The sequence below is a fragment of the Mesorhizobium sp. CA4 genome (genome assembly GCF_020165075.1).
GTDB lineage: Bacteria > Pseudomonadota > Alphaproteobacteria > Rhizobiales > Rhizobiaceae > Mesorhizobium.
The window spans coordinates 152856-177571 of sequence record NZ_JAIUHK010000002.1 but is presented as its reverse complement, the minus strand read 5'-3'; the positions used below and the strand labels follow the sequence as shown (position 1 = coordinate 177571).

19 protein-coding genes are annotated in these 24716 nt (G+C 64.9%); 8 read left to right on the top strand and 11 right to left on the bottom strand.

The window, feature by feature from the left end; genetic code table 11:
- Positions 1-83 precede the first annotated feature (83 nt).
- The 5 genes from LB528_RS02480 (at position 84) to LB528_RS02460 (ending at position 5449) form a co-directional block, all read left to right on the top strand.
- Entirely contained in the window at positions 84-1343 is a 1260-nt protein-coding gene (locus LB528_RS02480; protein ID WP_224713710.1) for an ABC transporter substrate-binding protein, read from the top strand.
- Between the two features lie 256 nt (positions 1344-1599).
- The gene (locus LB528_RS02475) at positions 1600-2529 is read left to right on the top strand and encodes a carbohydrate ABC transporter permease (RefSeq protein ID WP_224713795.1); all 930 of its coding nucleotides are present in this window, start codon (positions 1600-1602) and stop codon (positions 2527-2529) included.
- 8 nt (positions 2530-2537) lie between these two features.
- The gene (locus LB528_RS02470) at positions 2538-3377 is read left to right on the top strand and encodes a carbohydrate ABC transporter permease (protein ID WP_224511854.1); all 840 of its coding nucleotides are present in this window, start codon (positions 2538-2540) and stop codon (positions 3375-3377) included.
- Positions 3374-4435, top strand: a complete 1062-nt coding sequence (locus tag LB528_RS02465) for a Gfo/Idh/MocA family protein (protein ID WP_224713709.1) — start codon at positions 3374-3376, stop codon at positions 4433-4435. Before LB528_RS02470 ends, LB528_RS02465 begins: the two co-directional genes overlap by 4 nt.
- 15 nt (positions 4436-4450) lie before the next feature.
- Complete coding sequence (locus LB528_RS02460; RefSeq protein ID WP_224713708.1) at positions 4451-5449, top strand: ABC transporter ATP-binding protein; 999 nt, start codon at positions 4451-4453, stop codon at positions 5447-5449.
- Positions 5450-5653: 204 nt separating this feature from the next.
- On the opposite strand, the gene LB528_RS02455 is transcribed toward LB528_RS02460, so the two are convergent.
- The 5 genes from LB528_RS02455 to LB528_RS02435 all read right to left on the bottom strand — a co-directional run bounded on the left by LB528_RS02455 (position 5654) and on the right by LB528_RS02435 (position 12490).
- Positions 5654-6499, bottom strand: coding sequence for a fumarylacetoacetate hydrolase family protein (locus tag LB528_RS02455; protein ID WP_224713707.1), 846 nt, complete (start codon positions 6497-6499; stop codon positions 5654-5656).
- Between the two features lie 217 nt (positions 6500-6716).
- Complete coding sequence (locus LB528_RS02450; RefSeq protein WP_224713706.1) at positions 6717-7448, bottom strand: SDR family oxidoreductase; 732 nt, start codon at positions 7446-7448, stop codon at positions 6717-6719.
- Positions 7449-7928: 480 nt separating this feature from the next.
- Positions 7929-10304 (bottom strand): aldehyde dehydrogenase family protein, encoded by a 2376-nt coding sequence (locus LB528_RS02445; RefSeq protein WP_224713705.1) that lies wholly within the window; start codon positions 10302-10304, stop codon positions 7929-7931.
- 162 nt (positions 10305-10466) lie between these two features.
- Positions 10467-11519: a deoxyribose-phosphate aldolase gene (gene deoC / locus LB528_RS02440; protein WP_224713704.1), complete on the bottom strand. Its 1053-nt coding sequence runs from the start codon at positions 11517-11519 to the stop codon at positions 10467-10469.
- A gap of 143 nt (positions 11520-11662) precedes the next feature.
- Positions 11663-12490 (bottom strand): ferredoxin--NADP reductase, encoded by an 828-nt coding sequence (locus tag LB528_RS02435; RefSeq protein ID WP_224713703.1) that lies wholly within the window; start codon positions 12488-12490, stop codon positions 11663-11665.
- Positions 12491-12712: 222 nt separating this feature from the next.
- Between LB528_RS02435 and LB528_RS02430 the strand changes: the two genes are divergently transcribed.
- Positions 12713-14785, top strand: coding sequence for a hydantoinase/oxoprolinase family protein (locus LB528_RS02430; RefSeq protein WP_224515104.1), 2073 nt, complete (start codon positions 12713-12715; stop codon positions 14783-14785).
- A 1-nt stretch (position 14786) separates the two neighbouring features.
- Positions 14787-16475: a hydantoinase B/oxoprolinase family protein gene (locus LB528_RS02425; RefSeq protein ID WP_224515102.1), complete on the top strand. Its 1689-nt coding sequence runs from the start codon at positions 14787-14789 to the stop codon at positions 16473-16475.
- Between the two features lie 231 nt (positions 16476-16706).
- On the opposite strand, the gene LB528_RS02420 is transcribed toward LB528_RS02425, so the two are convergent.
- From LB528_RS02420 to LB528_RS02395, 6 genes are read right to left on the bottom strand one after another with little or no spacing between them, the layout of a single operon-like run.
- The gene (locus LB528_RS02420) at positions 16707-17168 is read right to left on the bottom strand and encodes a MarR family winged helix-turn-helix transcriptional regulator (protein ID WP_224515124.1); all 462 of its coding nucleotides are present in this window, start codon (positions 17166-17168) and stop codon (positions 16707-16709) included.
- Complete coding sequence (locus LB528_RS02415) at positions 17165-17749, bottom strand: amino acid synthesis family protein (protein ID WP_224515100.1); 585 nt, start codon at positions 17747-17749, stop codon at positions 17165-17167. The genes LB528_RS02420 and LB528_RS02415 overlap by 4 nt, the downstream gene beginning before the upstream one ends.
- Positions 17742-18626, bottom strand: coding sequence for a UPF0280 family protein (locus tag LB528_RS02410; protein WP_224713702.1), 885 nt, complete (start codon positions 18624-18626; stop codon positions 17742-17744). The genes LB528_RS02415 and LB528_RS02410 overlap by 8 nt, the downstream gene beginning before the upstream one ends.
- Complete coding sequence (locus LB528_RS02405; protein WP_224713701.1) at positions 18626-20167, bottom strand: 6-hydroxynicotinate reductase; 1542 nt, start codon at positions 20165-20167, stop codon at positions 18626-18628. The genes LB528_RS02410 and LB528_RS02405 overlap by 1 nt, the downstream gene beginning before the upstream one ends.
- Positions 20164-22911: a molybdopterin-dependent oxidoreductase gene (locus tag LB528_RS02400; RefSeq protein WP_411962089.1), complete on the bottom strand. Its 2748-nt coding sequence runs from the start codon at positions 22909-22911 to the stop codon at positions 20164-20166. Before LB528_RS02400 ends, LB528_RS02405 begins: the two co-directional genes overlap by 4 nt.
- Before the next feature lie 47 nt (positions 22912-22958).
- Positions 22959-23816, bottom strand: a complete 858-nt coding sequence (locus LB528_RS02395) for an FAD binding domain-containing protein (protein ID WP_224713699.1) — start codon at positions 23814-23816, stop codon at positions 22959-22961.
- A gap of 284 nt (positions 23817-24100) precedes the next feature.
- Between LB528_RS02395 and pncA the strand changes: the two genes are divergently transcribed.
- Positions 24101-24715 carry a bifunctional nicotinamidase/pyrazinamidase gene (gene pncA, locus LB528_RS02390; protein WP_224515090.1) on the top strand — a complete coding sequence of 205 codons (615 nt, stop codon included), beginning with the start codon at positions 24101-24103 and terminating at the stop codon, positions 24713-24715.
- The last annotated feature ends 1 nt before the right edge of the window (position 24716 follow it).

Sequence of the window (24716 nt, the reverse complement as noted above, 5' to 3'; positions counted from 1 at the left end):
AAACGGGCTTGTGAGGGGAGCAAGGGGCGCTGAGCCCCTGTTCTCAAAACCGAACCTGAAAAAGGTCAACAGGGAGACTGAAGATGAAGACCAAACTACTGACGGCCCTTCTGCTCGGCACAAGCATCCTCGACACGACCGGGATGGCGCTCGCCGAGGACGTGACGCTCAACATCGAAAGCTGGCGCGGCGACGACCTGACCATCTGGAAGGACAAGCTCATTCCGGCCTTCGAAGCCAAGAACCCTGGCATCAAGGTGGTGTTCGCGCCTTCGGCCCCGACCGAGTATGATGCGGCGCTGGGCGCCAAGCTCGCCGCCGGATCGGCCGGCGACCTGATCACCTGCCGTCCCTTCGACAAGTCGCTCGAACTGTTCAAGAAGGGCAACCTTGCCGATATCAGCTCGCTGCCCGGCATGGACAACTTCTCGCCTGTCGCCAAGGCCGCCTGGCAGACCGACGACGCCAAGTCGAGCTTCTGCGTGCCGATGGCTTCGGTGATCCACGGCTTCATCTACAACAAGGACGCCTTCGACAAGCTCGGCATCAAGGTGCCGCAGACCCGCGACGAGTTCTTCGCGGCGCTCGACAAGATCAAGGCCGACGGCACCTACATTCCGATGGCGATGGGCACCAAGGACCTCTGGGAAGCCGCGACCATGGGCTACCAGAATATCGGCCCGAACTACTGGAAGGGCGAGGAAGGCCGCCTGGCGCTGATCAAGGGCGAGCAGAAGCTGACCGATCCGCAGTGGGTCGAGCCCTTCAAGGAACTGGCGAAGTGGAAGCCTTATCTCGGCGACGGCTTCGAGGCGCAGACCTATCCGGACAGCCAGAACCTGTTCACGCTCGGCCGCGCCGCCATCTATCCGGCCGGTTCGTGGGAGATCGGCTTGTTCAACACCCAGGCGCAGTTCAAGATGGGCGCCTTCCCGCCGCCGGTCGGGAAGGCCGGCGACACCTGCTACATCTCCGACCACACCGACATCGGCATGGGCCTGAACGCGGCCTCGAAGCATCAGGCAGAAGCCAAGAAGTTCCTGGAATGGGTCGCCTCGCCGGACTTCGCCACCATCTACGCCAATGCGCTGCCGGGTTTCTTCAGCCTGAACAGCGAGCCGGTGAAGATGGAAGACCCGCTGGCGCAGGAATTCGTCTCCTGGCGCGGCAAGTGCAAGTCGACGATCCGCTCGACCTACCAGATACTGTCGCGCGGCACGCCGAATCTCGAGAACGAGACCTGGGTTGAATCGGCCAATGTGATCAACGGCACCGACACCCCGGAAGCCGCGGCCAAGAAGCTGCAGGACGGCCTCGACAGCTGGTACAAGCCGGCGAAGTAAGAGCACTATTGCGATGCCGGCCGGGCACGCCCCGGCCGGCATTCGAACAGTTCCAGATGGCGATTGTCGGGGGCAGCCTCCCGGTCTTACCCTCACCTTGCGGGGAAGACGGAGCCGATCTGTCGCTGGCCCTGTTGTTCCTCCCAAGGGGACGAGCGGGTCGTGCATCGAGGCATCAGCTAGCATCACCTGAACTGGAACCCAGAGACGGCGGGGAACCGAACTCATGGCTACCAAACTCATGGCTACCAAACTTATGGCTGCAGAAACGCGAGCGAAAAGACCGATCCGCTGGCATGTCGGCGTCTTCCTGGCGCCGGCGGTGCTGGTCTACACCGCATTCATGATCCTACCGCTGTTCGGCACCCTCCAGCTCTCGCTATTCCAGAACATCGAACAGTCCCAGGTCTTTGTCGGACTGGGCAATTTCCGCACGCTGTTCGGTGATCCGAACTGGTCGGTGAATTTCTGGAATGCGCTGCGCAACAATGTCTGGTTCTTCATCATCCACATGCTGGTGCAGAACCCGATCGGCATCCTGCTCGCGGCGCTTCTTTCCAGCCCCAGGCTGCGCTTCACCGCCTTCTACCGCACGGCGATCTTCGTGCCGACGATCCTGTCCTTCGTCATCGTCGGCTTCGCCTGGAAGCTCATCCTGTCGCCGATCTGGGGCGTGGCGCCGCATCTGATGGATTTCGTCGGATTGAAGAGCTTCTTCACGCCGTGGCTCGGCAAGGAGCAATATGCGCTGACCGCGCTCAGCCTGGTCTCGGTCTGGCAGTTCGTCGGCATCCCGATGATGCTGATCTATGCAGCGCTGCTGTCGATCCCCGACGAGGTGATCGAGGCGGCCGAATGCGACGGCGTCACCGGCATGGCGCAGTTCTGGAAGATCAAGCTGCCGCTGATCCTGCCTTCGATCGGCATCATCTCGATCCTGACCTTCGTCGGCAATTTCAACGCTTTCGACCTGATCTACACCGCGCAAGGGGCGCTCGCCGGGCCGAACTATTCGACCGACATCCTCGGCACCTTCCTCTACCGCGCCTTCTTCGGCTTCCAGCTGCAGGTCGGCGATCCCAACATGGGCGCCGCGATCGCCACGATCATGTTCCTGATCATCCTCGCCGGCGTCTGCGTTTACCTGTTCCTCGTGCAGACGCGCCTGCGTCGCTACCAATTCTGAGGCGCGCCATGAGCACAGCCACTCGTTCGCTTCCCCGCGCCCTCGGCGCGCATGCGGTCCTCTTGACCTACACCGCGATCGCGCTGTTTCCCGTGATCCTGGTGGTGATGAATTCGTTCAAGTCGCGCGCGGGCATTTTCGGCGCGCCGCTGACGCCGCCGACACCGAAGACCTTCGACCTGATCGGCTACACCACCGTGTTCGGCCAGGGCGACTTCGTCCACTATTTCCAGAACAGCCTCGTCGTAACCGTCGCCTCGCTGTTCTTCGTGCTGCTGTTCGGCGCGATGGCCGCCTTCGCGCTGTCGGAATACCGCTTCCGCGGCAACACGATGATGGGGCTCTACCTGGCGCTCGGCATCATGATCCCGATCCGCCTCGGCACCGTCGCCATCCTGCAGTTGATGGTGGCGACGGGGCTCGTCAACACGCTGACGGCGCTGATCCTGGTCTACACCGCGCAAGGCCTGCCGCTGGCGATCTTCATCCTGTCGGAATTCATGAAACAGGTGTCCGACGACCTGAAGAATGCGGGACGCATCGACGGACTATCGGAATACACGATCTTCTTCCGGCTGGTGCTGCCGCTGGTACGCCCGTCCATGGCGACGGTCGCGGTCTTCACCATGATCCCGATCTGGAACGATCTGTGGTTCCCGCTGATCCTGGCGCCGTCGGAAGAGACCAAGACGGTGACGCTCGGCGCGCAGCTCTTCCTCGGCCAGTTCGTCACCAACTGGAACGCGATCCTGGCGGCGCTGTCGTTGGCGATCCTGCCGGTGCTCATCCTCTATGTCATCTTCTCGCGGCAGCTGATCCGCGGCATCACGTCGGGAGCCGTCAAGTGAGTTCGCAACAACCTCTTCGCGTTGTCGTCGCCGGGCTCGGCAATATGGGCCGCAGCCATGCGCTGGCCTATCATACCAATCCGGGCTTCGAGATCGCGGCACTCGTCAACCGCTCCGACGTGCCGCTGCCGGACGGGCTCGGCGGCTACGGCATAAGGCGCTCCTTCGATGACGCGCTGCGCGACGAGAAGCCGGACGTCGCGGCGATCGCCACCTATTCCGACAGCCACGCCGACTATGCGGTGCGCGCGTTCGAGGCAGGCTGCCATGTCTTCGTCGAAAAGCCGCTGGCGACGACGGTTGCCGACGCGCAGCGCGTCGTCGATGCCGCCAAAGCCAACGGCAAGAAACTGGTGATCGGCTATATATTGCGCCACCATCCGTCCTGGATGCGGCTGATCGCCGAGGCGCGCAAGCTCAGCGGCCCGTATGTGTTCCGCATGAACCTCAACCAGCAATCCTCCGGCCACACCTGGGAGACACACAAGCAGCTGATGCAGACGACGTCGCCGATCGTCGACTGCGGCGTGCATTATCTCGACGTGATGCTGCAGATCACCGACTCGAAACCTGTCGAGGTGCGCGGCATGGGCGTACGGCTGACGGACGAGGTGGCGCCCTCGATGTACAATTACGGGCACCTGCAGGTGCTGTTCGAGGACGGTTCGGTCGGCTGGTACGAGGCGGGCTGGGGGCCGATGATCTCGGAGACGGCCTTCTTCGTGAAGGACGTGATGTCGCCCAAGGGCTGCGTATCGATCGTCATGAAGGAGGGCGTGAAGTCCGACGACATCGACACCCACACCAAGACTTCGACCATCCGCCTGCATAGCGCGGCGACCGGACCGGACGGCAGATTCGCCAAGGAAGACCAGCTGCTGTCGATGGAGGGCGAGCCGGGCCATCAGGAGCTCTGCGACCTGGAGCAGGCCTTCCTGCTCAAGGCCATCCGCGAAAACATCGACCTCACCCGCCACATGGACGATGCCGTGAAGTCGCTCGCCGTCTGCCTCGCCGCCGACGAGAGCGTGCGCAGCAGCAACGCCGTGAAACTCTAGAACAGGAACGAAGCCGTGGGCTCGCTGAAGATCGAGAATGTGAAGAAGGCTTTCGGGCCGGTCGAGGTGCTGAAGGGCATCGACCTCGAGGTGACGGATGGCGAGTTCGTCGTCTTCGTCGGCCCGTCGGGCTGCGGAAAGTCGACGCTGCTGCGCGTGATTGCCGGCCTGGAGGATTCGACCTCCGGCCGCGTGCTGATCGACGGCGCGGACGTTTCGGTCACGCCGCCGGCGAAGCGTGGCATCGCCATGGTGTTCCAGACCTATGCGCTCTACCCGCATCTGACGGTGAAGAACAACATGGCGCTGGGCCTGAAGCAGGCCGGCACGCCGGCGGCCGAGATCGAGCGCCGCATCAAGATCGCTTCCGCCATGCTGTCGCTCGAGCCCTATCTCGAGCGCCGGCCGGCGGAGTTGTCGGGCGGACAGCGCCAGCGCGTCGCCATCGGCCGCGCCGTGGTGCGCGAACCGAAACTGTTCCTGTTCGACGAGCCGCTGTCGAACCTCGATGCGGCGCTGCGCGTCAACACCAGGCTTGAGATCGCGCAGCTGCACCGGCGGCTGAAGGCGACGATGATCTACGTCACCCACGACCAGGTCGAGGCGATGACGCTAGCCGACAAGATCGTGGTGCTCAATGCCGGCCGCATCGAGCAGATCGGCAGCCCGATGGAGCTTTATAATTCGCCGGCCAACGAATTCGTCGCCGGCTTCATCGGCTCGCCGAAGATGAATTTCATCGACGGCGCCAGGCTGGGCGAGACGGCCAAGACCATGGGGGTGCGGCCGGAACATCTGACCGTCGACGCAAAGTCCGGCGCCTGGAAAGGCACGGTCGTGCATGCCGAGCATCTCGGCGCCGACACCAACCTCTATCTCGACTGCGAGAAGGCGGGACTGATCACCGTGCGCATCTTCGGCGTCTACAATGCCGAGCCGGGCGCGACGCTCTACGCGACGCCTGATGCGGCGAAGACGTATCGCTTCGGGGCGGATGGGAAGGTGTTGAGGTAGCGCCGGCTTCCCCTTCTCCCCTTGTGGGAGAAGGTGGATCGGCGCGCAGCGCCGAGACGGATGAGGGGTGCTCCAGCGGAGTAAGACCTCAAAATTGAAGGCCCTCGGGCGCTTAATTCTGCAGCGCGGAGATCCTTGCAACACCCCTCATCCGGCCGCTTCGCGGCCACCTTCTCCCACAGGGGGAGAAGGGGAAATCTGCGCTTACTCGTCCGCCTTGAACGTCTGCTTCTGCTGGCCGAGCCCTTCGATGCCGAGCTCCACTACGTCGCCGGGCTTCAGGAACACCGGCGGCTTCATGCCGAGGCCGACGCCGGGCGGGGTGCCGGTGGAGATGATATCGCCGGGATGCAGCGACATGAACTGGCTGAGATAGGAGACCAGATACTTGACGCCATAGACCATGGTCTTGGTCGAGCCGTTCTGCATCGTCTTGCCGTTGACGGTCAGCCACATCTTGAGGTTCTGCGGGTCGGCGACCTCGTCCTTGGTGACCAGCCACGGGCCGGTCGGGCCGAAGGTGTCGCAGGACTTGCCCTTGGTCCACTGGCCCTGGCGCTCGGCCTGGAAGGCGCGCTCGGAGACGTCGTGCGCGACGCAATAGCCGGCGACATAGTCCAGCGCGTCCTCCTGCGAGACATATTTAGCCGTCTTGCCGACGATCACGCCGAGCTCGACTTCCCAGTCGGTCTTGACCGAACCGCGCGGGATCAGCACGTCGTCATCAGGCCCGACGATCGCCGAGCTTGCCTTCATGAAGATGATCGGCTCCGGCGGCACGGTGGCGCCGGTCTCGGCAGCGTGATCGGAATAATTCAGGCCGATGCAGATGAACTTGCCGGTGCCGGCGACGCAGGCGCCCAGGCGCGGCTTGCCGGGGACCACCGGCAGCGACTTCGGATCGAGCTTCGAGAGCATCTCCAGCGAGGCCGGATGAAGCGCCGTGCCGGAGATATCGGCGACATGAGCCGAAAGGTCGCGGATCACCCCATCCGCATCGAGCAGGCCGGGCTTCTCGCTGCCAGCTTCGCCATAGCGCAACAACTTCATCATTCTTCTCCTAAGGTGCGGCCTGAAGCCATTTAGGTGCGGCCTGAAGCCATTTTGCAAAATTCGTTTCGATGGGACGTTGCGAAAGCCGGGCGGACCCTAGCCATCGATCTGATCCCCGGCAAGCGCGAACGCCGCATCGGGCGATCTGGCGAAAGGGATTTTCAGGCTGATCGATGCAGTACCCCGATTTCCCTGCCAAGCCCTTTCCGATCCCTCAAATCGACCAGCCGCCGTCGATGTTGTAGGCCTGCCCCGACGTGTAGGTGGCGCCGGCAAGGTAGACCGCGAGATCGGCGATTTCCTCCGGCGTGCCAAGCCGGCCCATGGGCTGGCGGGCGATGAAGGCGGCGCGCGCCGCCTCATAGTCGCCCTGAGCATGCATGCGGTCCTGCAGCGACGGGCTTTCGACCGTGCCGGGGCAGATGGTGTTGCAGCGAATGCCCTTGGCGACATAATCGGCGGCGACCGCTTTGGTCAGGCCGACCACGGCCGCCTTGGTCAGGCCGTAGACGAAGCGGTTCGGCACGCCCTTTTGCGAGCTTGCCAGGGACGCCATGTTGATGATCGAGCCGTCGCCGCGCTCCAGCATGCCCGGCAGCACGGCGCGGATGGTGCGGATCATCGAACGGACGTTGAGGTTGAGCGCGAAGTCGAGATCCTCGTCCTTCATCTCGAGGATGGAGCCCCCATGGACGAAGCCGGCGCAGTTGAACAGCACGTCGACGCGGCCGATCTCGGCGAAGGCAGAAGCGACGGCAGCGTCATTCAGCACATCGAGCTTGCGGGTCTTGATGCCTGATGTCTTGCCCAACTCGGCCAGCAGCGGCTCGTTGATATCGGTGGCGTGAACGGTCGCGCCCGCCTTGGCGAAGGCCAGCGCGCTCGCCCGGCCGATGCCTTGCGCCGCCGCGGTGACGACGACCACTTTACCTGCCAGATCCGCCATGTTTTTTCTCCGGGTTTCGCGAGCTTTCTTACCGGCGGCCGGACGGGATGCAATGTGCCAGGCGAGCCTGTCGCCTGACTGTCATCCCGCAGGCCAATTGTTTTTTCTGGCTAAAGAACACGCGTCAATGCGTCAAGCGTGGAAGAGGCAATCGATTCGGATTTCGGATATGCCCCGTGCCTCCCTTTTTTGGCGCTGGCGCTGCCCCTCACCTGCTTGCCGGCATCCTCCCCGTACAGTGACGGGGAGAGGGGCGCTCTCCTTCTGGCTTCGCCAATCATCAGCGTTGCAAGAGGGGCGCCGAGATTGCGGCCGGCCTGCTTCTCCCCGTCGATATACGGGGAGAAGGTCCCGGCAGGGGATGAGGGGCGGCGCTGACTTCCAAGAATTGTCGGCCATCCCGCCACAAGCTCGAAACCGTCGTGGTTCAGGCGACTACCCCGAAGCGACAGAAGCGAACATCGTTTTTCCGTCGCAGGTTCAGTCGCCGTAGGGCACCCAGACGTTCTTGACCTCAATGGCGCGGCGCAGGAACGGTTCGCCGGCGGCCTCGCTCGAGGCCCAGTCGAGCGTGCGGCCATTGCCGGTCCAGACCCGTTTGAGATTGCCGATGGAATCGGCCTCCGCCTTGGCGCAAATGTCGGCATCGGCGAACACCCAGAGCCCGTCGACATCGTCATGCTTGGCGAGCACACCGGCGAGCTCGGCGCTGCGGCCGGTGACGATGTTGATGGCGCCGGGGGGCAAGTCGGAATATTCGATCACCTGATATAGGTCGGTCGCAAGCAGCGGATGACGCTCCGAAGGGACGACGACGACGGTGTTGCCCATGGCAAGCGCCGGCGCGACCAGCGAAATGAAGTTGAGCAGCGGCTGGTTGTCCGGCGCGACAATGCCGACGACGCCGACCGGCTCGTGCAGGGCGAGCGTCACGACGCGGGCCGGCGGCTGGTGGACGCGGCCCTCGAACTTGTCGGTGAGGCCGGCATAGAGGAACAAACGCTCGATCGACCGCTCAACCTCTTCGCGCGCGGCCTTCGCCGCCACGCCGGTCAACTGGACAAGGCGCGCAGCGAATTCATCGGCGCGGCCCGACAGATTCTCGGCGAAATAATAAAGCACCTGGCTGCGGTTATAGGCGGTCGCTTCCGGCCAGGCCTTGCACCCACGGGCGGCAGCGACGGCATCGCGGATGTCCTTGCGGTTGCCGAGGCCGACTTCGCCGGCAAGCTTGCCCTTGGCGGTCGCGACGGCGAGCGAATAGTTGCCATCCGGGCGCACCTGCTTGCCGCCGATGAACAGCTTTGCCGTGCGGTCGATCGCCGTGCCGTCGGCCTGTTCGACCGGCTGGGCCGAGCCGGCGGCGGCCGGCTTGATGGCCGGGCCAATCGGCAGCTTCACCGCCAGATACTCGAACATGCCCTCGCGGCCGCCCTCGCGGCCAAAACCGCTTTCGCGATAGCCGCCAAAGCCGCAGGCGGCGTCGAACATGTTGGTGCCGTTGACCCACACCACGCCCGCCTTCAATTGCGGCGCAACATGCAGGGCCAGATTGATGTTCTCGCTCCACACCGAAGCAGCCAGGCCGTAGCGCGTGTTGTTGGCAAGCTCGATCGCTTCTTCGGTGTTGCGGAAGCTCATCGTCGCCAGCACCGGCCCGAACACCTCTTCCTGCGCGAGGATATTAGCCGGCGAAACACCCGTCGCCAGCGTCGGCAGGTGATAATAGCCGGAGGACGGCAAAGCGGCGTCCGGCTGCCAGCAGACGGCGCCCTGTTTCGCGCCCTCGGCAATGAGACCCTTGACGCGGTCGAGCTGGGTGCGGTCGACAAGCGGGCCGATATCGGTATTCTTGTCGAGCGGGCTGCCGACGCGCAGCCGGCTCATCCTGACCTTGATCTTGGCGATCAAGGCTTCCGCAACGCCTTCCTGCACCAGGAGACGCGAGCCGGCGCAGCAGACCTGGCCCTGGTTGAACCAGATGCCGTCGACCAGACCCTCGACGGCGCTGTCGAGGTCGGCATCCTCGAAGACGACGAAGGCCGACTTGCCGCCGAGCTCCAGTGAAAGCTTCTTGCCCGACCCGGCGGTGGCCTTGCGGATGATCCTGCCGACTTCCGACGAGCCGGTGAAGGCGATCTTCTGGATGCCGGGATGATTGACGATGGCCGCACCCGCCTCAGGGCCGCCCTGGACGATGTTGACGACGCCTTTCGGCACGCCGGCCCGCTCGCAGATCTCGGCGAACAATATGGCGGTGAGCGGCGTGAATTCGGCCGGCTTCAGCACCACCGTGCAGCCGGCGGCCAAAGCCGGCGCGATCTTCCAGGCCAGCATCAGCAGCGGAAAATTCCACGGGATGACCTGGCCGACGACGCCGACCGGCTTGTGGTCGGGAAAATCCTTGTCCAGCGTCTGTGCCCAGCCGGCATGATGGATGAAGTGGCGGATCGCCAGCGGCACGTCGATGTCACGGCTCTCGCGGATCGGCTTGCCGTTGTCGATCGATTCCAGCACCGCGAACAGGCGCTGGTGGCGCTGCATGGCGCGGCCGATGGCATAGAGCACTTTTGCTCTGGCGTAGCCCGAGGATGCCGACCATTTCGGCAGCGCCTTTGCCGCAGCAGCGACCGCGGCATCGATGTCGGCGGCGCCCGCATCCGAGACCTTGGCAAGCAGCTTGCCGGAAGATGGTTCGCTGGTCTCAAAAGTCTTGCCGCCGGCTGCCGCCTTCCAGGAGCCGTCGATGAACAGGGCATTGGAGAAATCGCGCGCCGCGAGCCAGGCGTCGGCCTCGTTGCGGGCTTCCGGCGCCGGGCCGTATTCCATGGCGTGATAGCGTTCGAGGATGTTCATGGAGCGGCTCCTTTACCCTACACCTTGTAGGGAGCGTCGATCGGCAGAGCCGATCGGGGTGGGGGGTAAATGGCTGATGGTTTCGTTCATTGGACTGGCTGATCTGGTTTTTACGATCACCACCCTGCGCCGGCGACCTCCCCACAAGCGGGAGGTCGAAGCTCACGCCATCGCATGGCGGTGGTTGGCCGAATAGTGGCCGGTCAAATGATGTTCGAGCTGGCGTTCGATGTCGGTGAGCAGGCTGGACGCGCCGATGCGGAACAGGTCCGGCTCGAGCCAGGGACGGCCGAGCTCTTCCTTCATCAGCACCAGCCAATCGAGAGAAACCTTGGCGGTGGAAATGCCGCCGGCCGGCTTGAAGCCGATGAGATAGCCGGTCTCCTCGAAATAGGCGCGGATGGCGCGCACCATGGCAAGGCCGACGGGAAGTGTGGCGTTGACGCTTTCCTTGCCGGTCGAGGTTTTTATGAAATCGGCGCCCGCCATCATCGCCACCATCGAGGCGAGCATGACGTTGCGCAAAGTGGCGAGATCGCCGGTGCCGAGAATGACCTTGAGATGCGCATCGCCGCAAGCCGCGCGCATGGCGACGATCTCGTTGAACAGCTCGCGCCATTTGGCGCCGTAGACCAGTCCGCGCGGAATGACGACGTCGATCTCGTCGGCGCCGTCCTTCACCGAGGCCTCGATCTCCTGCAGGCGGGTCGAGAGCGGCGCAAGGCCATGCGGGAAGGCGGTCGAGACGGCGGCGACACGGATGCCGGTGCCGCGCACGGCGTCGACTGCCGTGGCCACGAAGGGATGATAGACGCAGACCGCCGCCGGCCGGATGGTTTCGCCTGATATGCCGAGGCCCTCGATGATATCGCGGCGCAGCGGGTTGATCGCCTTGGCGCAAAGCCGGCGCACGCGCTCGTCCGTGTCGTTGGAGTTCAGCGTGGTGAGATCCATGCAGGCAATGGCGCGCAACAGCCAGGCGGCCTGATTGTCGGCCTTGATCGAGCGCCGCTTGGTGAGCGTCGCGACGCGGCGCTCCAGCGCCGAGCGGTTGACGGCGCGCACCGATTCCAGGAAGCCGAGATCGAGCTTCATGCCGGGGTTGCGGGCAATGCCATGTTCCAGCGGCACTGGCGTATTGGCGGCGGCGCGCGCCGGCAGCGGCATCACCTTGGACGCGCCTGCGCCTGCGCCGGCCTCGCGGATCGTGCTCATCTCCTGCCCTTTCATTCAGCGACCTCAGCCGAAGATAGCCCGTGAAGCAGCGCATCACGAGTCCTTCAAAGGGTCATAGCGGAAAAAGGCTGCGAAAGCAGCTGATTTTTGACCACATGGTCAAAACAGAACGGCGGCGCGCCTCAGCCGACGAAGGCGCGCTCGACGACGAAGCTGGCCGGATGGCTCAAGGAGCCTTCCTGGAAGCCGAGGCTTTCGGCAAGTTCCTTGACGTCCTTCAGCATGTGCATCGAGCCGCATATCATGATGCGGTCCGTCTCGGGATTGAGCTTGTCGATGCCGAGGTCCGAATAGAACTTGCCCGAGCCGATCAGAGCGGTGATACGGCCCATGCGCGCCGATTCCTCGCGGGTCGTCGAATTGTAGAGCGTGACGCGGCCGCCGGTCAGCTCGCCGATCAGCGGGTCACTCTCGAGCCCGGCCACCAGTTCCTGGCCATAGGTGAGCTCGGCATTGTCGCGGCAGGTGTGGGTGAGGATGACCTCGTCGAACTTCTCGTAGGTGTCAGGGTCGCGCAGCAGGCTGGCGAAGGGCGCGATGCCGGTGCCGGTCGAGATCATGATCACGCGCTTGGCGGGCGTCAGCGCGTCGAGCACCAGCGTGCCGGTCGACTTCTGGCGCATGATGACGGTGTCGCCGACCTCAATCTTCTGCAGCTCGGAGGTCAGCGGACCGTCCGGCACCTTGATCGAGAAGAATTCGAGTTCATCATCCCAGGCGGGGCTGGCGACCGAATAGGCGCGGAAGATCGGCTTCTCGGCATTGGGCAGGCCGATCATGACGAACTCGCCGGAGCGGAAGCGCAGCGACTGCGGCCGGGTGATGCGGAAGGAGAACAGCCGGTCGGTGTAATGCTTCACCGACACCACGGTCTCGGCATAGACATTGGCCGGGATCGGGAACTGCAGCGGCCTCGCGCCGGCGACGTTCAACGCGGATGTCGTGTTCATTCCAACCCAACTTTCCGGCCCAGATGGAACGCACTGGGCGCCAAACTTTCTCCTGCGCGCCCGAACGGTCAGGTCCCGGCGTGCTCGCTGCACATTGACAAGCGGTAAGCTCTTGTGTCCGAAACTTATTAGTATACAAATGATCTTGAGGTCAAGATGGCGACGTAAAACGCCTTTCCAAACCGAGGCATATCCGTAGTCCTGGCATTTCGGGTTTCGGCAATGAATGAGAAATTTTCGGCGTCGGCGGGAAGCGTCGTGGCTGGCATCGATGTCGGCGGGACTTTCACCGATCTGCTTTTGATCGACGGCAAGGCGGGTGGAAAGGTCCATATCGCCAAGACCCCGACCACGGTGGAAAACCAGGCCTTCGGCGTGGTCGCAGCGCTTGGCGCCACCGGCTTTCCGATCGACGGCATCGACCTCATCGTGCATGGCACGACGACCACGACCAACGCCGTGCTGGAACGGCGGCTGGCGCGGACCGGCATGATCACCACACGCGGATTTCGCGACGTGATCGAGCTTGGGCGCCGCACGAGGCCGCAGGCCTATGGCATGACGGGCACTTTTGTCCCCGTCATTCCTCGCGACCTTCGGCTCGAAGTGTCGGAGCGGGTCGAGGCGTCGGGCGCCGTGCGCATTCAACTCGACGAAGCCGAGATGCGCGATGCGGTGAAGAAGCTCCTCGACGCCGGCTGCGAGTCGCTGGTCATCCATTTCCTGCACTCCTACGCCAACCCGTCGCATGAGCGGCGCGCCGCCGAGATCGCGGCGGAGCTCTGGCCGAACGGCCACATCACCACCGGCCATGCGCTGCTTTCGGAAGCGCGCGAGTTCGAACGCGGCGTGACGGCGGCGGTCAATGCCTCGGTTCAGCCGATCCTGGAGCGCTATGTCGAACGGCTGCGCAAGGAGCTGGCGGCGAAGGGCTACGCCCGCGACTTCCTGATCATGAACGGCAATGGCGGCATGATCTCGGCCCGCTTCGTCACGCAGGAATCGGCCAAGACCGTGATGTCCGGCCCGGCTTCGGGCGTGATTGCCGCTGCCTATACGGGAAAGCGCGCCGGCTTCGGCAACCTCGTCACCTACGACATGGGCGGCACCTCGACCGACGTGGCGCTGATCCGCAACGCCGAGCCTGCCGTGTCGAACGAGATCGAGATCGAATATGCGATGCCGATCCATGTGCCGATGGTGGCGGTGCACACCGTCGGCGCCGGCGGCGGCTCGATCGCGCGCGTCGATGCGGCCGGGCTGATCCAGATCGGCCCGGAAAGCGCGGGCGCCAACCCAGGCCCGATCTGCTACGGGCGGGGCGGCATCGAGCCGACCATCACCGACGCCAATCTGGTGCTCGGCCGCTTGGCGCCGAAGAAATTGCTGGCGGTCGACAATCCGGTTACCGTCGAGCGCGTCACCGGCATTTTCGAGGAGAAGATCGGCAAGCGCACAGGCCTCTCCGGTGTCGAAGCGGCGGGTGCTGTGCTGAGGCTCGGCAATATGAAGATGGCGGGCGCGATCCGCATGGTGTCGGTCTCGCGCGGCCACGATCCGCGCGATTTCGCGCTGTTCGCCTTCGGCGGCGCCGGGCCGCTGCATGCGACGGCGCTCGCCCGCGAGCTCGGCCTGCCCCGGGTGCTGGTGCCGGCGCGCCCGGGCATCACCAACGCGCTCGGCTGTGTCGTCGCCGATCTCAGGCATGACTTCGTCAACACAATCAACCAGCCGGTCGGCGGCCTCGACGAAGCTGCGCTTCGCGAGGTGTTGGAACGGCATCGTAACGAAGGCGAGGCGCTGATCGGCAAGGAAGCGGTTAAACCCGAGGTGATCCGCGTCACCCATTCGGCCGACATGCAGTTCGTCGGCCAGACGCACATCATCAACGTGCCGCTGCCCTCCTCGTCGGTTTCACGAGAAACACTGCAGCTTCTGTTCGAAAAAGCCTATTTCGCCCGCTTCAAGGTCGAGTTGCCGGAGATCCGCGCCAACCTCGTCAACCTCAACACCTCAGTCACCGGCGTGCGGCCGCAGATCGACCTGTCGCGGCTGATCGACCCCGCAGGACGTGCCGCCACGCTCGAGGAGGCGCGGCGCGAAATCCGGCCGGTCTGGTACAGCGGGCGCTGGCACGACACGCCGGTTTATGCGCGCGAAAAGCTGCCGCTCGACGCAACAATTGTCGGGCCGGCGATCCTCGAGCAGATGGATGCCACGACCGTGCTCGAACCAGGCGACCGGGCGCGCTCGGATGAGGACGGCAACATCATTATCGACATCGGCGAGGCCTAAGATGGCAAAGCTCGACACGATCACCCTTTCGGTGCTGCAGGCGGCGCTGCAGCAGGTCTGCGACGAGATGGACCTGACCTTCTCACGCGCGGCCTTCTCGCCGGTCATCGCGGAAGCCAATGACCGCTCGGACGGCATCTATTCGGCCGTCGACGGCTCGCTGATCGCGCAAGGCAGCCAGGGCCTGCCGGTCTTCGTCGGCGTCATGCAATATTCGACAAAGACGGTGATTGAGATGATCGCCGACGGACGATGCCTGCCGCCGGAGCCCGGCGACATCTACATCGTCAACGATCCCTATCTCGGCGGCACGCATCTGATGGATGTGCGCTTCGTCATGCCCGTCTATCGCGGCGGCAAGATCTTCTGCTGGCTTTCCAACACCGGCCACTGGCCGGATATAGGCGGCTCGGTGCCGGGCGGCTTCTCCGCTTCGGCCACGGCGGTCGAACAGGAAGGCCTGCGCCTGCCGCCGGTGAAACTGTTCAAGAAGGGCGCGCTCGATCCGGAAATCTACGCCATCATCTGTTCCAACATCCGGGTCGCTGACCAACGCATCGGCGATATCCGCGCGCAGGCCGCCGCGCTGCTGATCGGTCAGGACAGGCTCAATGAGATCTTGGATCGTTACAGTGACGAAACGGTTGTCGAGGCGATCGCGGAACTGCGCCGCCGCGCCGCCGAGCAGATGCGCGCCTCGATCGCCGTGATCCCTGACGGGATCTACCGCTCGCAGGCCTTTGTCGATTCCGACGGCGTGGTGAATGAGCCGCTGACCATCAATCTCGCCGTCGAGAAGCAAGGCGACACGCTGACCTTCGACTTTGCCGGCTCATCGAAACCCTGCGCCGGACCGATGAACAGCGTGCTGGCCACGACCTTATCATCGGTCTATCTGGCCATGCGGCATATTTTTCCAGAAGTGCCGATCAGCGCCGGCGCTTTCGAGCCGCTGAACGTCAAGCGGCCGGAAGGCACCTTCCTAGACGCCAGATATCCGCGCCCGGTGTCGGGCTGCGCGGCGGAGGTTTCGCAGCGCATCGCCGAAGCGGTGTTCGCGGCCATGGTGCAGGCGCTGCCGGAAAAGGTGACGGCGGCGCCCGCCGGCTCCAGCGGCAATTTCGCGCTCGGCGGCAATGATCCGGCGCGCGGGCGCGACTATGTCATGTACCAGATCTCGGGTGGCGGTTATGGCGGCAATGCCAGCCACGACGGCTTGAGCAATGGCTGTTCGACCATCGGCATTTCGAAATCGCCGCCGGTCGAGATCATGGAGCAGGCTTTTCCGGTGCTCTACCGGCATTACGCGCTGCGCGAAGGCTCCGGCGGCGCGGGAAAACATCGTGGCGGCTTCGGGCTCGCCTATGAGGTCGAGATATTGCGCGGTGAAGCCCGAGCGTCCTTCGTCATGGATCACGGCCGTTTCGGGCCGCAGGGCGCGCTCGGCGGCAAGGACGGCGCGCCGAACAGCGTGACGGTGTTCCGGGGCGGCGAAGCGCATGTACCGCCGCATCTTTCCAAAGAACAGGACATCGCGCTCAAAGCCGGGGATCGCGTGCGTGTCGGCACGCCCGGCGGCGGCGGTTACGGCGATCCGCGCGAGCGCGACCCGAAGCTGGTCGCCGAGGATGTCAGGCTTGGCTACTATACGCCGGAGCAGGCCAGGGAGATGTTCGGGGTGGACTTGTAGGCGGACGGGCCTGGCATAGGCTAAATGCCCAGCTCGAGTTCCCGCCACCCCCCTCTGCCCTGCCGGGCATCTCCCCCGCAAGGGGGGAGATCAGCCGTCACCTTCGCTTTCGCCAATCGCCAACGCTGCAGGACGAGCGCGAGCGTCCGAACTGCTAATCTCCCCCCTTGCGGGGGAGATGGCCGGCAGGCCAGAGGGGGGTGCTGTCCCTCCAGCGTCGAAAGCAACCTTTCACGCCAGCTTCGCCAGCAGCCGCAGGAACGTCGCGGTCTCCTTGGCGGTCAGCGGCGCCAGCGTCTCCTCGGTGATGGCGCGGGCGAGCGGGATCAGCCGCTCGATCGCCTCGCGGCCCTCGGACGTCAGATTGACCAGCAGCCGCCTCTTGTCGACCTCGTGCTTGGAGACTTCGACCAGCCCGCGCGCCTTCAGCCGGTCGATGACGCCCTTCACGGTTGCGGCGTCCATGGCGATCAGCGTTCCGAGCTGGTTCTGCGAGGTTTCGCCGATATCGTAAAGCTTGGCCAAAGCGGCGAATTGCGGCGGCGTCAGGTCGCCGATATGCGAGGCGAAGATCGAGACATGGCGCTGATGCGCCTTGCGCAGGATGAAGCCGACCTGGTCCTGCAGGTGGTAGTCGTTCTCGTCACCGTCCTCGGCCTCGACCAGCCGCAGCAGATTGTCCTCGCCGCTCATCTGAGGCCGTCCCATGCCTTGATGTCCTCTGCCGCCAGGCCACCCATGCGGTTGTGGATGCGCGGACCGCAGGTCATGGCGAGGCAGAACAGGATCTCGTCCGGACGCGGGCCGTCGCTGATGCCGACCTCCATGGCGTCGAAATGGCTGCGCACATAGGCGGCGTTGATGTGGCCGAGCGGCACATCGAGCCTTGACCCGAAGGCGCCGACCTTCTTGGCCGAGGGCACGATCGCCTTGGCGTCGCCCAGACGCTCGCGCATGGCGTAGCCCCCCGGCACATGCCACAGCGCGCCGTGCTCCAGCTCCCCTGCCGTGCCGACGATGGCGCCCTTGCCGTAGCCGTCGATCTTCTTCACGTCGCCGCCGAGCGCCGCGATCAGCCTGTCCGAGAGCAGAAGCCCGAGCGGTTTCAGGTCCTCCATCGCGCCCTGCAAATCCTCGACATAGCGCCCGGCGAAAGGGTTCTTGACCACGGCAAGAGCCGCCGCGCGCAGGCGGGGTTCTTTCGCCACGGGGCCACCGTCGTGAAAAATCTCCTCGGTCAGGACCGCAACCTTGCGGATCGGAAACTCAGGCATCGGCAAATTCCTCCTGTGCATGCTCGTTGGGCGCAGCGAGCGTCACCGAGCCACTGATGCGGGCCTCGCCCGCCAGAAACAAAGCCGATGCGGCGACCAGGCCGCGCCGGCGAAAATCTTCGGCGACGGCAAGGCCGTTGTCCAGCGCGCGCGCAATCTCGGCGGCGTCAAGCGGGCCGACGCTTTGCGTCACCAGCATCTCGCCGAGATCGCTGTCTGGCGCCAGATCGCGCGCCGCGGCGCGTGCAATGGCGGGATGTCCGGGCAGATCGACGGCGTTAGCAATCAGCGTCGCCGCCGCGTCGGCCTCTGCGCCCGTCGGCGCCAGCACCGTGACGGCATCGGCTATGCCCAGTGAAAACGACCGGCCGCGCCAGCCGCTGGTGGCGACGCCGCGCACGCCGTCTTCGCTGCGGATAGCGACGCGGTCGGCCATGCCATTCCCGGTGCCGGCGATCGCCACCGTCATCGTCTGGCCGATGCCAAGATGGAGAGCGCAGTCGCCGCCATTGTTGACGTAAGCGCGGTCGAGCTGGCGGCCGGCGAGCATTGCGCTGAGAATTTCGTCGGCTACCGAACCGGCAACGGCGGCCATCGGCGTGATGAAGCATTCTGCCAACGGCATGACGGCAGCCTCCATGCGGCGCGCGGTCGGACCCGCGAAGTCACGCGGCGCCAGGAAGAAGGCCGGCAGGCGCAATTCGGGAAGCTCTTCAACCACCTCGATCAGGATCGTCTGAAAGCGCGCGACTGCCTGTTCGTAAGCGGCGCGGCGTTCACCCGGCTCGCCAGAAGCCTCGACGATAAGGTCGATCGGCCCATGGTTGAGATGGAGCCGCCTCCCGTCGGCAAGCCAATGCGCCTGCGGGCCGTTCATCACCCGGCCCCGTTCGCCGCCGAACGCCGCAACTGCGCCAACGGCGGCCAGGGATTGCCGGCCGGCGCGCCGGTGTTGCTGCGCGGATTGAGATACTCGCCGCCCTTGGCGAGGATGTCCTCGATGCTGCGGATCTCGTTCTCGTAACCGCCCAGCCGGACATAGTCGTCACGGCGCATGGTGAACTCGATCGGCGCCACCAGCGCCGGCGTCGGCACATAGCCGAAGGCGCCTTCCGGCACGCGGGTGACGTCGACCATCAGCGTGATGCCGCCGCCCGGCCAGACATAGACCGGCGCGCCGCCCACCGTCACATAGGTCTTCAGGCCTTGCACCGAGCGGGTGAGGTTGACCGGGTTTTCGGTGACGCCGGCGCGCAGCGAGCCGCCGGCGCCGCCGATGAACAGAACCGTGCACAGCGCCGGCTCGCAATTGTCCTCGATCAGGCCGACGGACTTTTGCAGCCGCTCGGGAAATGGCTTCTGGACCGGCTTCAGCTGGTCGTCCAGCTCGTAATAGGCGAACTGCTCGCCGGTGGTCGACACCATCAGCAACGACAAGCCGGGACGCGCGCCCTTCTTGGCGTTCCAGTCGCCGAGGATCGACAGCGGATCGGAAATCGTGGTGCCGCCCCAGCCGAGGCCGGGCTCGGACACCTTGAAATAGCGGCCGGGGGTCGAACGGCGGCCGATGATCTTTATCCCGGTATCTTCCCAGCCCAGCACCTTGCCGGCCTGATGCTCGGAAACGACGCCGGTGATGTGGTCGTCGACCACCACCACCTCGTCGACGAGGCCGCGCCATTGCGTGGCGAACATGCCGATGGTGGCCGAGCCGCAGCCGACGCGCATGCGATGCTCGACCTTGCCGTCGATGACCGGCGCCTTGCCGGCCTCGACGATGACCGTCGCGCCGCCATCGATGGTGAGTTCGACCGGCTTGCGGTTGCAGAGGTTGAGCACCGCGTCGCAGGTGGCGCGGCCTTCCGCCTTGGAACCGCCGGTCAAATGATGGACGCCGCCAAGCGACAGCATTTGCGAGCCGTATTCGCCGGTCGTGACATGGCCGATCGCCTCGCCTTCGGAGCGCACGGTCGCCGTCTCGTCGCCGATATGGCGGTCGGTGTCGATCTTCACCTTGACGCCGCAATAGGAGAAGATGCCTTCGGTGACGACGGTGACGAGATCGACGCCTTCGACTTCCTGGCTGACGATGAAAGGCGCGGGCTTATAGTCCGGATAGGTGGTGCCGGCGCCGATCGCGGTGACGAAGCGGCGGCCGGTGTTGACCAGCTCACCGTTCCAGGCCTCGCCCTCGGCAATGAACGGCACGACCGCGCCGCCGGTCTCGGCCGCGTGGTCGAGGATGGTCAGCGAATCCATGCGCACGATGCGGCCGCCGACATTGCCGTAGCGGTCGCAAGCGCCGGTGCGGCCGTCGGCGATGTAGCACATGACCGGACAGGCATCGCAGCGGATCTTTTCCGCCACCTGCTTCTCGCCGGGAGCGTGGGTTTCGAAACGTTCGGCAAGCTCGCTCATCGGCGCGCCTCCTTCTCGCGGATCGCCGCCAGGATGCGGCTCGGCGTCGCCGGCACCTTGGTAACCAGGACGCCGGTGGCATGACGGATGGCGTTGAGGATCGCCGGCGCCGTCGGGATCAGCACATGCTCGCCCAGCCCCTTGGCGCCGAAGGGGCCTTCAGGATCCGGAACCTCGACGAGAATATGCTCGACGGGCGGCACGTCGCCGATGGTCGGGATGAGATAGTCGTGCAGGTTCTCGGTACGGCCGGGGATGTATTCCTCCATCAGCGCCATGCCGATGCCTTGCGCGATGCCGCCCTCGATCTGGCCTTCGACCAGCACCGGATTGATCGCCTTGCCGACATCGTGCGCTGCGGTGATCTTGATCAGCTTGACGGTCCCGAGCTCGAGATCGACCTCGAGCTCGGCGATCTGCGCGCCATAGCCGTAGACCGCGTAAGGCTTGCCCTGGCCCTTGGCGTCAAGCGGCAGCGTCGGCGGGTCGTAAGTTTCTTCCGCTACGAAGACGAAGCCGTCGGCATCGGCCTTCAGCGCAGCAAGATCGATGCGCCGCGCGGCATCGCCCTCGCGGATGGAGATGCTGTCGCCGTCGAGCGCGATCGTCGCCTGACCGGAGACATTGGCAAAACGCAGGATTTTCTCGCGCAGCGCCCGGCCGGCCTTCTCGGCGGCTTTGCCGGTGACAAAGGTCTGGCGCGAGGCGGATGTCTTGCCGGCGTCGGGCGTGATTGCGGTATCGGCGCTCTTCAACCGGAATCTTTCCAGCGGCAGGCCGAGCGCGTCGGCACAGATCTGAGCGATGACCGTGTTGGAGCCCTGGCCGATATCGACGGCGCCTTGGTGCAGGACGACGTCACCCGCGGCCGAGATGCCGACCTTGATGGTGGACGGATTGGGCAACGAAGTGTTGCCGCAGCCATACCAGCAGGAGGCGACGCCGACGCCGCGCTTGCTTGCGGCATGGGTGGCATTGAACGTCTCCGCGTCCGCCAGCGCACGCGCCCAGTGCGGCTTGAGCTGTTCCAGGCATTCGCCGATACCGACACCGGATTCCAGGCGCTGACCCGTGACCGTTTCGTATCCGTTACGAAGACAGTTTTTCAGCCGGAAATCGAGACGATCCATGCCGAGCTTGGCGGCGAGCTCGTCATAGAGCGTTTCCTGCATGATGGTGGCTTGCGGCACGCCGAAGCCGCGGAAGGCGCCGGCGATCGGGCCATTGGTGTGGATGGCGTAGCCCGTCGCCCGGTAGTTCGGCGTGAGGTACGGGCCGGAGGCATGCACCGGCACGCGGTTGGCGACGGTCGGGCCCCAGCTGGCATAGGCGCCGGTGTTGAAATCGCCTTCGAAGACCATGCCGGTGACTCGTCCCTCGGCATCGGCGCCGATGGTCGCCTTCATCTCAGCGGGATGGCGCTTGGTGGTCGACATCATCGATTCGTTGCGAGTGTAGACAAGTGCCGCCGGCCGGCCCGTCTTCATCGCCACTAAGCCGATCAGCGGCTGCAGCGAGACATCGAGCTTGGAGCCGAAGCCGCCGCCGGTGGCGGTCGGCACGATACGGACCTTCTCCACAGGAAGGCCCAGCACCTTCGCCGTGTCGTCGCGGTCCATGTAGGGTGCCTGAGTGCAGGCGACGACGACCAGCGTGTCGCCGTCCATATAGGCGTAGCCGGCTTCCGGCTCGATATAGGCGTGCTCGACAAAAGAGGTCTCGATGGTGCCGGAGACAGTGGCGGCCGCGCTGGCGAACGCTCCTTCCGGATCGCCGCGCCCGACATGGCCGGAGGTGAGCAAGTTGGCTGGCCGGTACGGATGGATCAGTGCCGCGCCGTCAGCTTTCGCCTCGCGCGGCTGCAGCACATGCGGCAGCTCGGTCCAGGTGATCGGAAAATCCGTCAGGTCGAGATCGAGGATCGCCTCGCGCTCGCCAGCCACCAGCGCCACCGCCTCGCCGCGCATGCGGACAAAACCCTCGGCCAGCGCCGGCTGGTCGGCGAAGGGGCCGATGACGCCAAAGCAATTCTTTCCCGGAATGTCGGCGGCGGTGAAGACGCCGGTGAGGCCAGGATGCGCCTTGGTCCAGGCGTCGAGATCGCCGAAGCTGAAGCGGGCATGATAATGCGGCGAGCGGACCACCAGCACGGACAGTGCATCGTCCGGAAAAGAGTCGCCGCCGAACTTCTCGTCACCGGTGACCTTCGGCACGCCGTCGAGGCGGATCGGCGAGGCGCCGACCGCGCGGCCCACTTCCGGCAGGCGAAGATCGAGGTCGTGCATGTGCTGCGAGGCCTGCATCACCGCCGCGACGATCTTTCGGTATCCCGTGCAGCGGCAGAGCACGCCGCCAAGCGCATCCTGCGTCTCGGCTTCGCTCGGCATAGGGTTGCGGTCCAGCAGCGCGGTGGCCGCGACCAGCAAGCCGGGCGTGCAGATGCCGCATTGCGCGGCGCCATGTTCCAGGAACGACGCCTGCAGGGCAGACAGCCGGCCATTGGCCAAGCCTTCGACAGTGGTGACGGAAGCGCCGGACACCGAGGCTGCCGGCATCACGCAGGCGCAGACCGGATTGCCATCGACCAGTACAGTGCAGGCGCCGCAATCGCCGGCATCGCAACCGACCTTGGTGCCGGTCAGCCGCAACTCGTCGCGCAACACCTGCGACAACCGCCTGACCGGCGGCACGGATACGCTGACAGTCGTGCCGTTGACCTCGAAGGCGATGTCGGCGCGTTCCATGCCAGACTGGGCCATGCCGGACTGGGCCATGCCGGATTGGACCATGCTCATGCGGCCACCTTGCCTTGATTAAGCCCGACCGCCGCGCGCACGGCACGGACGACGATCTCGCGCGCCGCCTGCTCTCGGTACTCGGCGCTGCCGCGCACATCGGCGATCGGCGACAATTCATCGTACGCCGCCGACAGCACCGCATCGACAAGCGCCTCATCGATCGGACGCCCGCGCAGGGTCGCCTCGACGCCGGCGAGGCGGCGGGCAACCGCCGAGCAGGAGCCGACGGCGATCGCCGCTTCGGCAATCACGCCGTTCTCGACCACCAGCCGCGCCGCCGCCATGGCGATCGATATGACGAGATAACGCCGGGCGCCGAGCTTGACGAAAGCCGAGCTGCCGGCAGCGGATCGCTTCGGTACACGGATGGCGGTGACCATCTCGTCCGGCTGCAGCGCCGTGCGGCGATTGCCGAGGATGAATTCACCAAGCGGAAGATGACGGACAGCTTTCAGCGACCGCAATTCGACATCGGCGTCGAGGGCCAAAAGAGCCGGCACGCCATCCGCTGCCGGCGAGGCATTGCAGAGATTGCCGGCAATTGATGCGACATTCTGGATCTGGACCGAGCCAACCTCGCGCGCGCCCGCCTTCAGCGCGTCGAAGGCGGGCGGGAGCGGCTGGCGCACGATGTCGGTCCAGGTCGTGCGGGCGCCAACCCGCCAATGATCGTCCGTCTCGGCGATGCCGCGCAGTTCGGCGAGAGCGTTGATGTCGAGGACGTTGTCGCGGAACGGCTTCGCGCCCTGCGCCGGATAGAAATCCGTGCCGCCGGCGAGAATGCGCCAACGATCCTCGCCGAGCAGAGCGAGCGCCTCTTCGACCGTGGTGGGTTTCGCGTAACGGATCACGCTCTGCCTTCCAGACAATTGGGCCTTCCCTGGCCTCCCGAGGTGCCTGCCCCGGGTCTTCTTGCCGATCTCCGGACCGGGCAAATTCATTCGTATGCAAATGATATCAGGCCGGCCGGAATTGTCAAAGCCGGAGTTGGGCCGGAGTTGGCGCCGCGAAGAACCTGAACGCGATTGTTATGGCCCCGGAGGTTGACGCCGCCGGCCATCTGGTCAAGGTTCGCTGTCCGGTCGCGTCAGCGGCTTTTGGACTGGAACCCCAAGCTGAAACGAGAGGGAACCGCATGGCCGAAGAAGCGCTCATCGTCATCGACCTGCAGAATGATTTTTGCCCCGGCGGCGCGCTGGCGGTTGCCGGCGGCGACGAGATCGTGCCTTTGGTCAACGACCTGATCCGGCGGACCGAGCATGTGATCCTGACGCAGGACTGGCACCCCGCTGGACATTCGAGCTTCGCCTCCAGCCATCCCGGCAAGCAGGCCTTCGAGACGATCGAGATGCCCTATGGGCCGCAGACGCTGTGGCCGGATCATTGCATCCAGGGCAGCCTCGGTTCCGACTTCCATTCCGGGCTCGCCTGGACCAAGGCGGAACTGGTGATTCGCAAGGGATTTCGTACCGCGATCGATTCCTATTCCGCCTTCTTCGAGAACGACCACAAGACGCCGACCGGCCTTGCCGGCTATCTCAAGGAACGCGGCATCGACACGATCACGCTGGTCGGCCTCGCCACCGATTTCTGCGTCGCGTTCTCGGCGCTCGACGCGGTGAAGCAGGGGTTCAAGGCGACGGTGCGGCTCGACGCCTGCCGCGGCATCGACCTTAACGGCTCGGTCGAGGCGATGCTGAAGCGCATGCGTGACGCCGGCGTCACGCTCGAAGACCATTCGGCGGACTGAC

What these genes read in the sequence shown, in the direction of transcription:
- LB528_RS02480 (WP_224713710.1), top strand. Translation starts at nt 84, where the DNA reads ATGAAGACCAAACTACTGACGGCCCTTCTGCTCGGCACAAGCATCCTC.
- LB528_RS02475 (WP_224713795.1), top strand. Translation starts at nt 1,600, where the DNA reads ATGGCTGCAGAAACGCGAGCGAAAAGACCGATCCGCTGGCATGTCGGC.
- LB528_RS02470 (WP_224511854.1), top strand. Translation starts at nt 2,538, where the DNA reads ATGAGCACAGCCACTCGTTCGCTTCCCCGCGCCCTCGGCGCGCATGCG.
- LB528_RS02455 (WP_224713707.1), bottom strand. Translation starts at nt 6,499, where the DNA reads ATGAAGTTGTTGCGCTATGGCGAAGCTGGCAGCGAGAAGCCCGGCCTG.
- LB528_RS02450 (WP_224713706.1), bottom strand. Translation starts at nt 7,448, where the DNA reads ATGGCGGATCTGGCAGGTAAAGTGGTCGTCGTCACCGCGGCGGCGCAA.
- LB528_RS02445 (WP_224713705.1), bottom strand. Translation starts at nt 10,304, where the DNA reads ATGAACATCCTCGAACGCTATCACGCCATGGAATACGGCCCGGCGCCG.
- deoC (WP_224713704.1), bottom strand. Translation starts at nt 11,519, where the DNA reads ATGAGCACGATCCGCGAGGCCGGCGCAGGCGCAGGCGCGTCCAAGGTG.
- LB528_RS02435 (WP_224713703.1), bottom strand. Translation starts at nt 12,490, where the DNA reads ATGAACACGACATCCGCGTTGAACGTCGCCGGCGCGAGGCCGCTGCAG.
- LB528_RS02430 (WP_224515104.1), top strand. Translation starts at nt 12,713, where the DNA reads ATGAATGAGAAATTTTCGGCGTCGGCGGGAAGCGTCGTGGCTGGCATC.
- LB528_RS02425 (WP_224515102.1), top strand. Translation starts at nt 14,787, where the DNA reads ATGGCAAAGCTCGACACGATCACCCTTTCGGTGCTGCAGGCGGCGCTG.
- LB528_RS02420 (WP_224515124.1), bottom strand. Translation starts at nt 17,168, where the DNA reads ATGAGCGGCGAGGACAATCTGCTGCGGCTGGTCGAGGCCGAGGACGGT.
- LB528_RS02415 (WP_224515100.1), bottom strand. Translation starts at nt 17,749, where the DNA reads ATGCCTGAGTTTCCGATCCGCAAGGTTGCGGTCCTGACCGAGGAGATT.
- LB528_RS02410 (WP_224713702.1), bottom strand. Translation starts at nt 18,626, where the DNA reads ATGAACGGCCCGCAGGCGCATTGGCTTGCCGACGGGAGGCGGCTCCAT.
- LB528_RS02405 (WP_224713701.1), bottom strand. Translation starts at nt 20,167, where the DNA reads ATGAGCGAGCTTGCCGAACGTTTCGAAACCCACGCTCCCGGCGAGAAG.
- LB528_RS02400 (WP_411962089.1), bottom strand. Translation starts at nt 22,911, where the DNA reads ATGGAACGCGCCGACATCGCCTTCGAGGTCAACGGCACGACTGTCAGC.
- pncA (WP_224515090.1), top strand. Translation starts at nt 24,101, where the DNA reads ATGGCCGAAGAAGCGCTCATCGTCATCGACCTGCAGAATGATTTTTGC.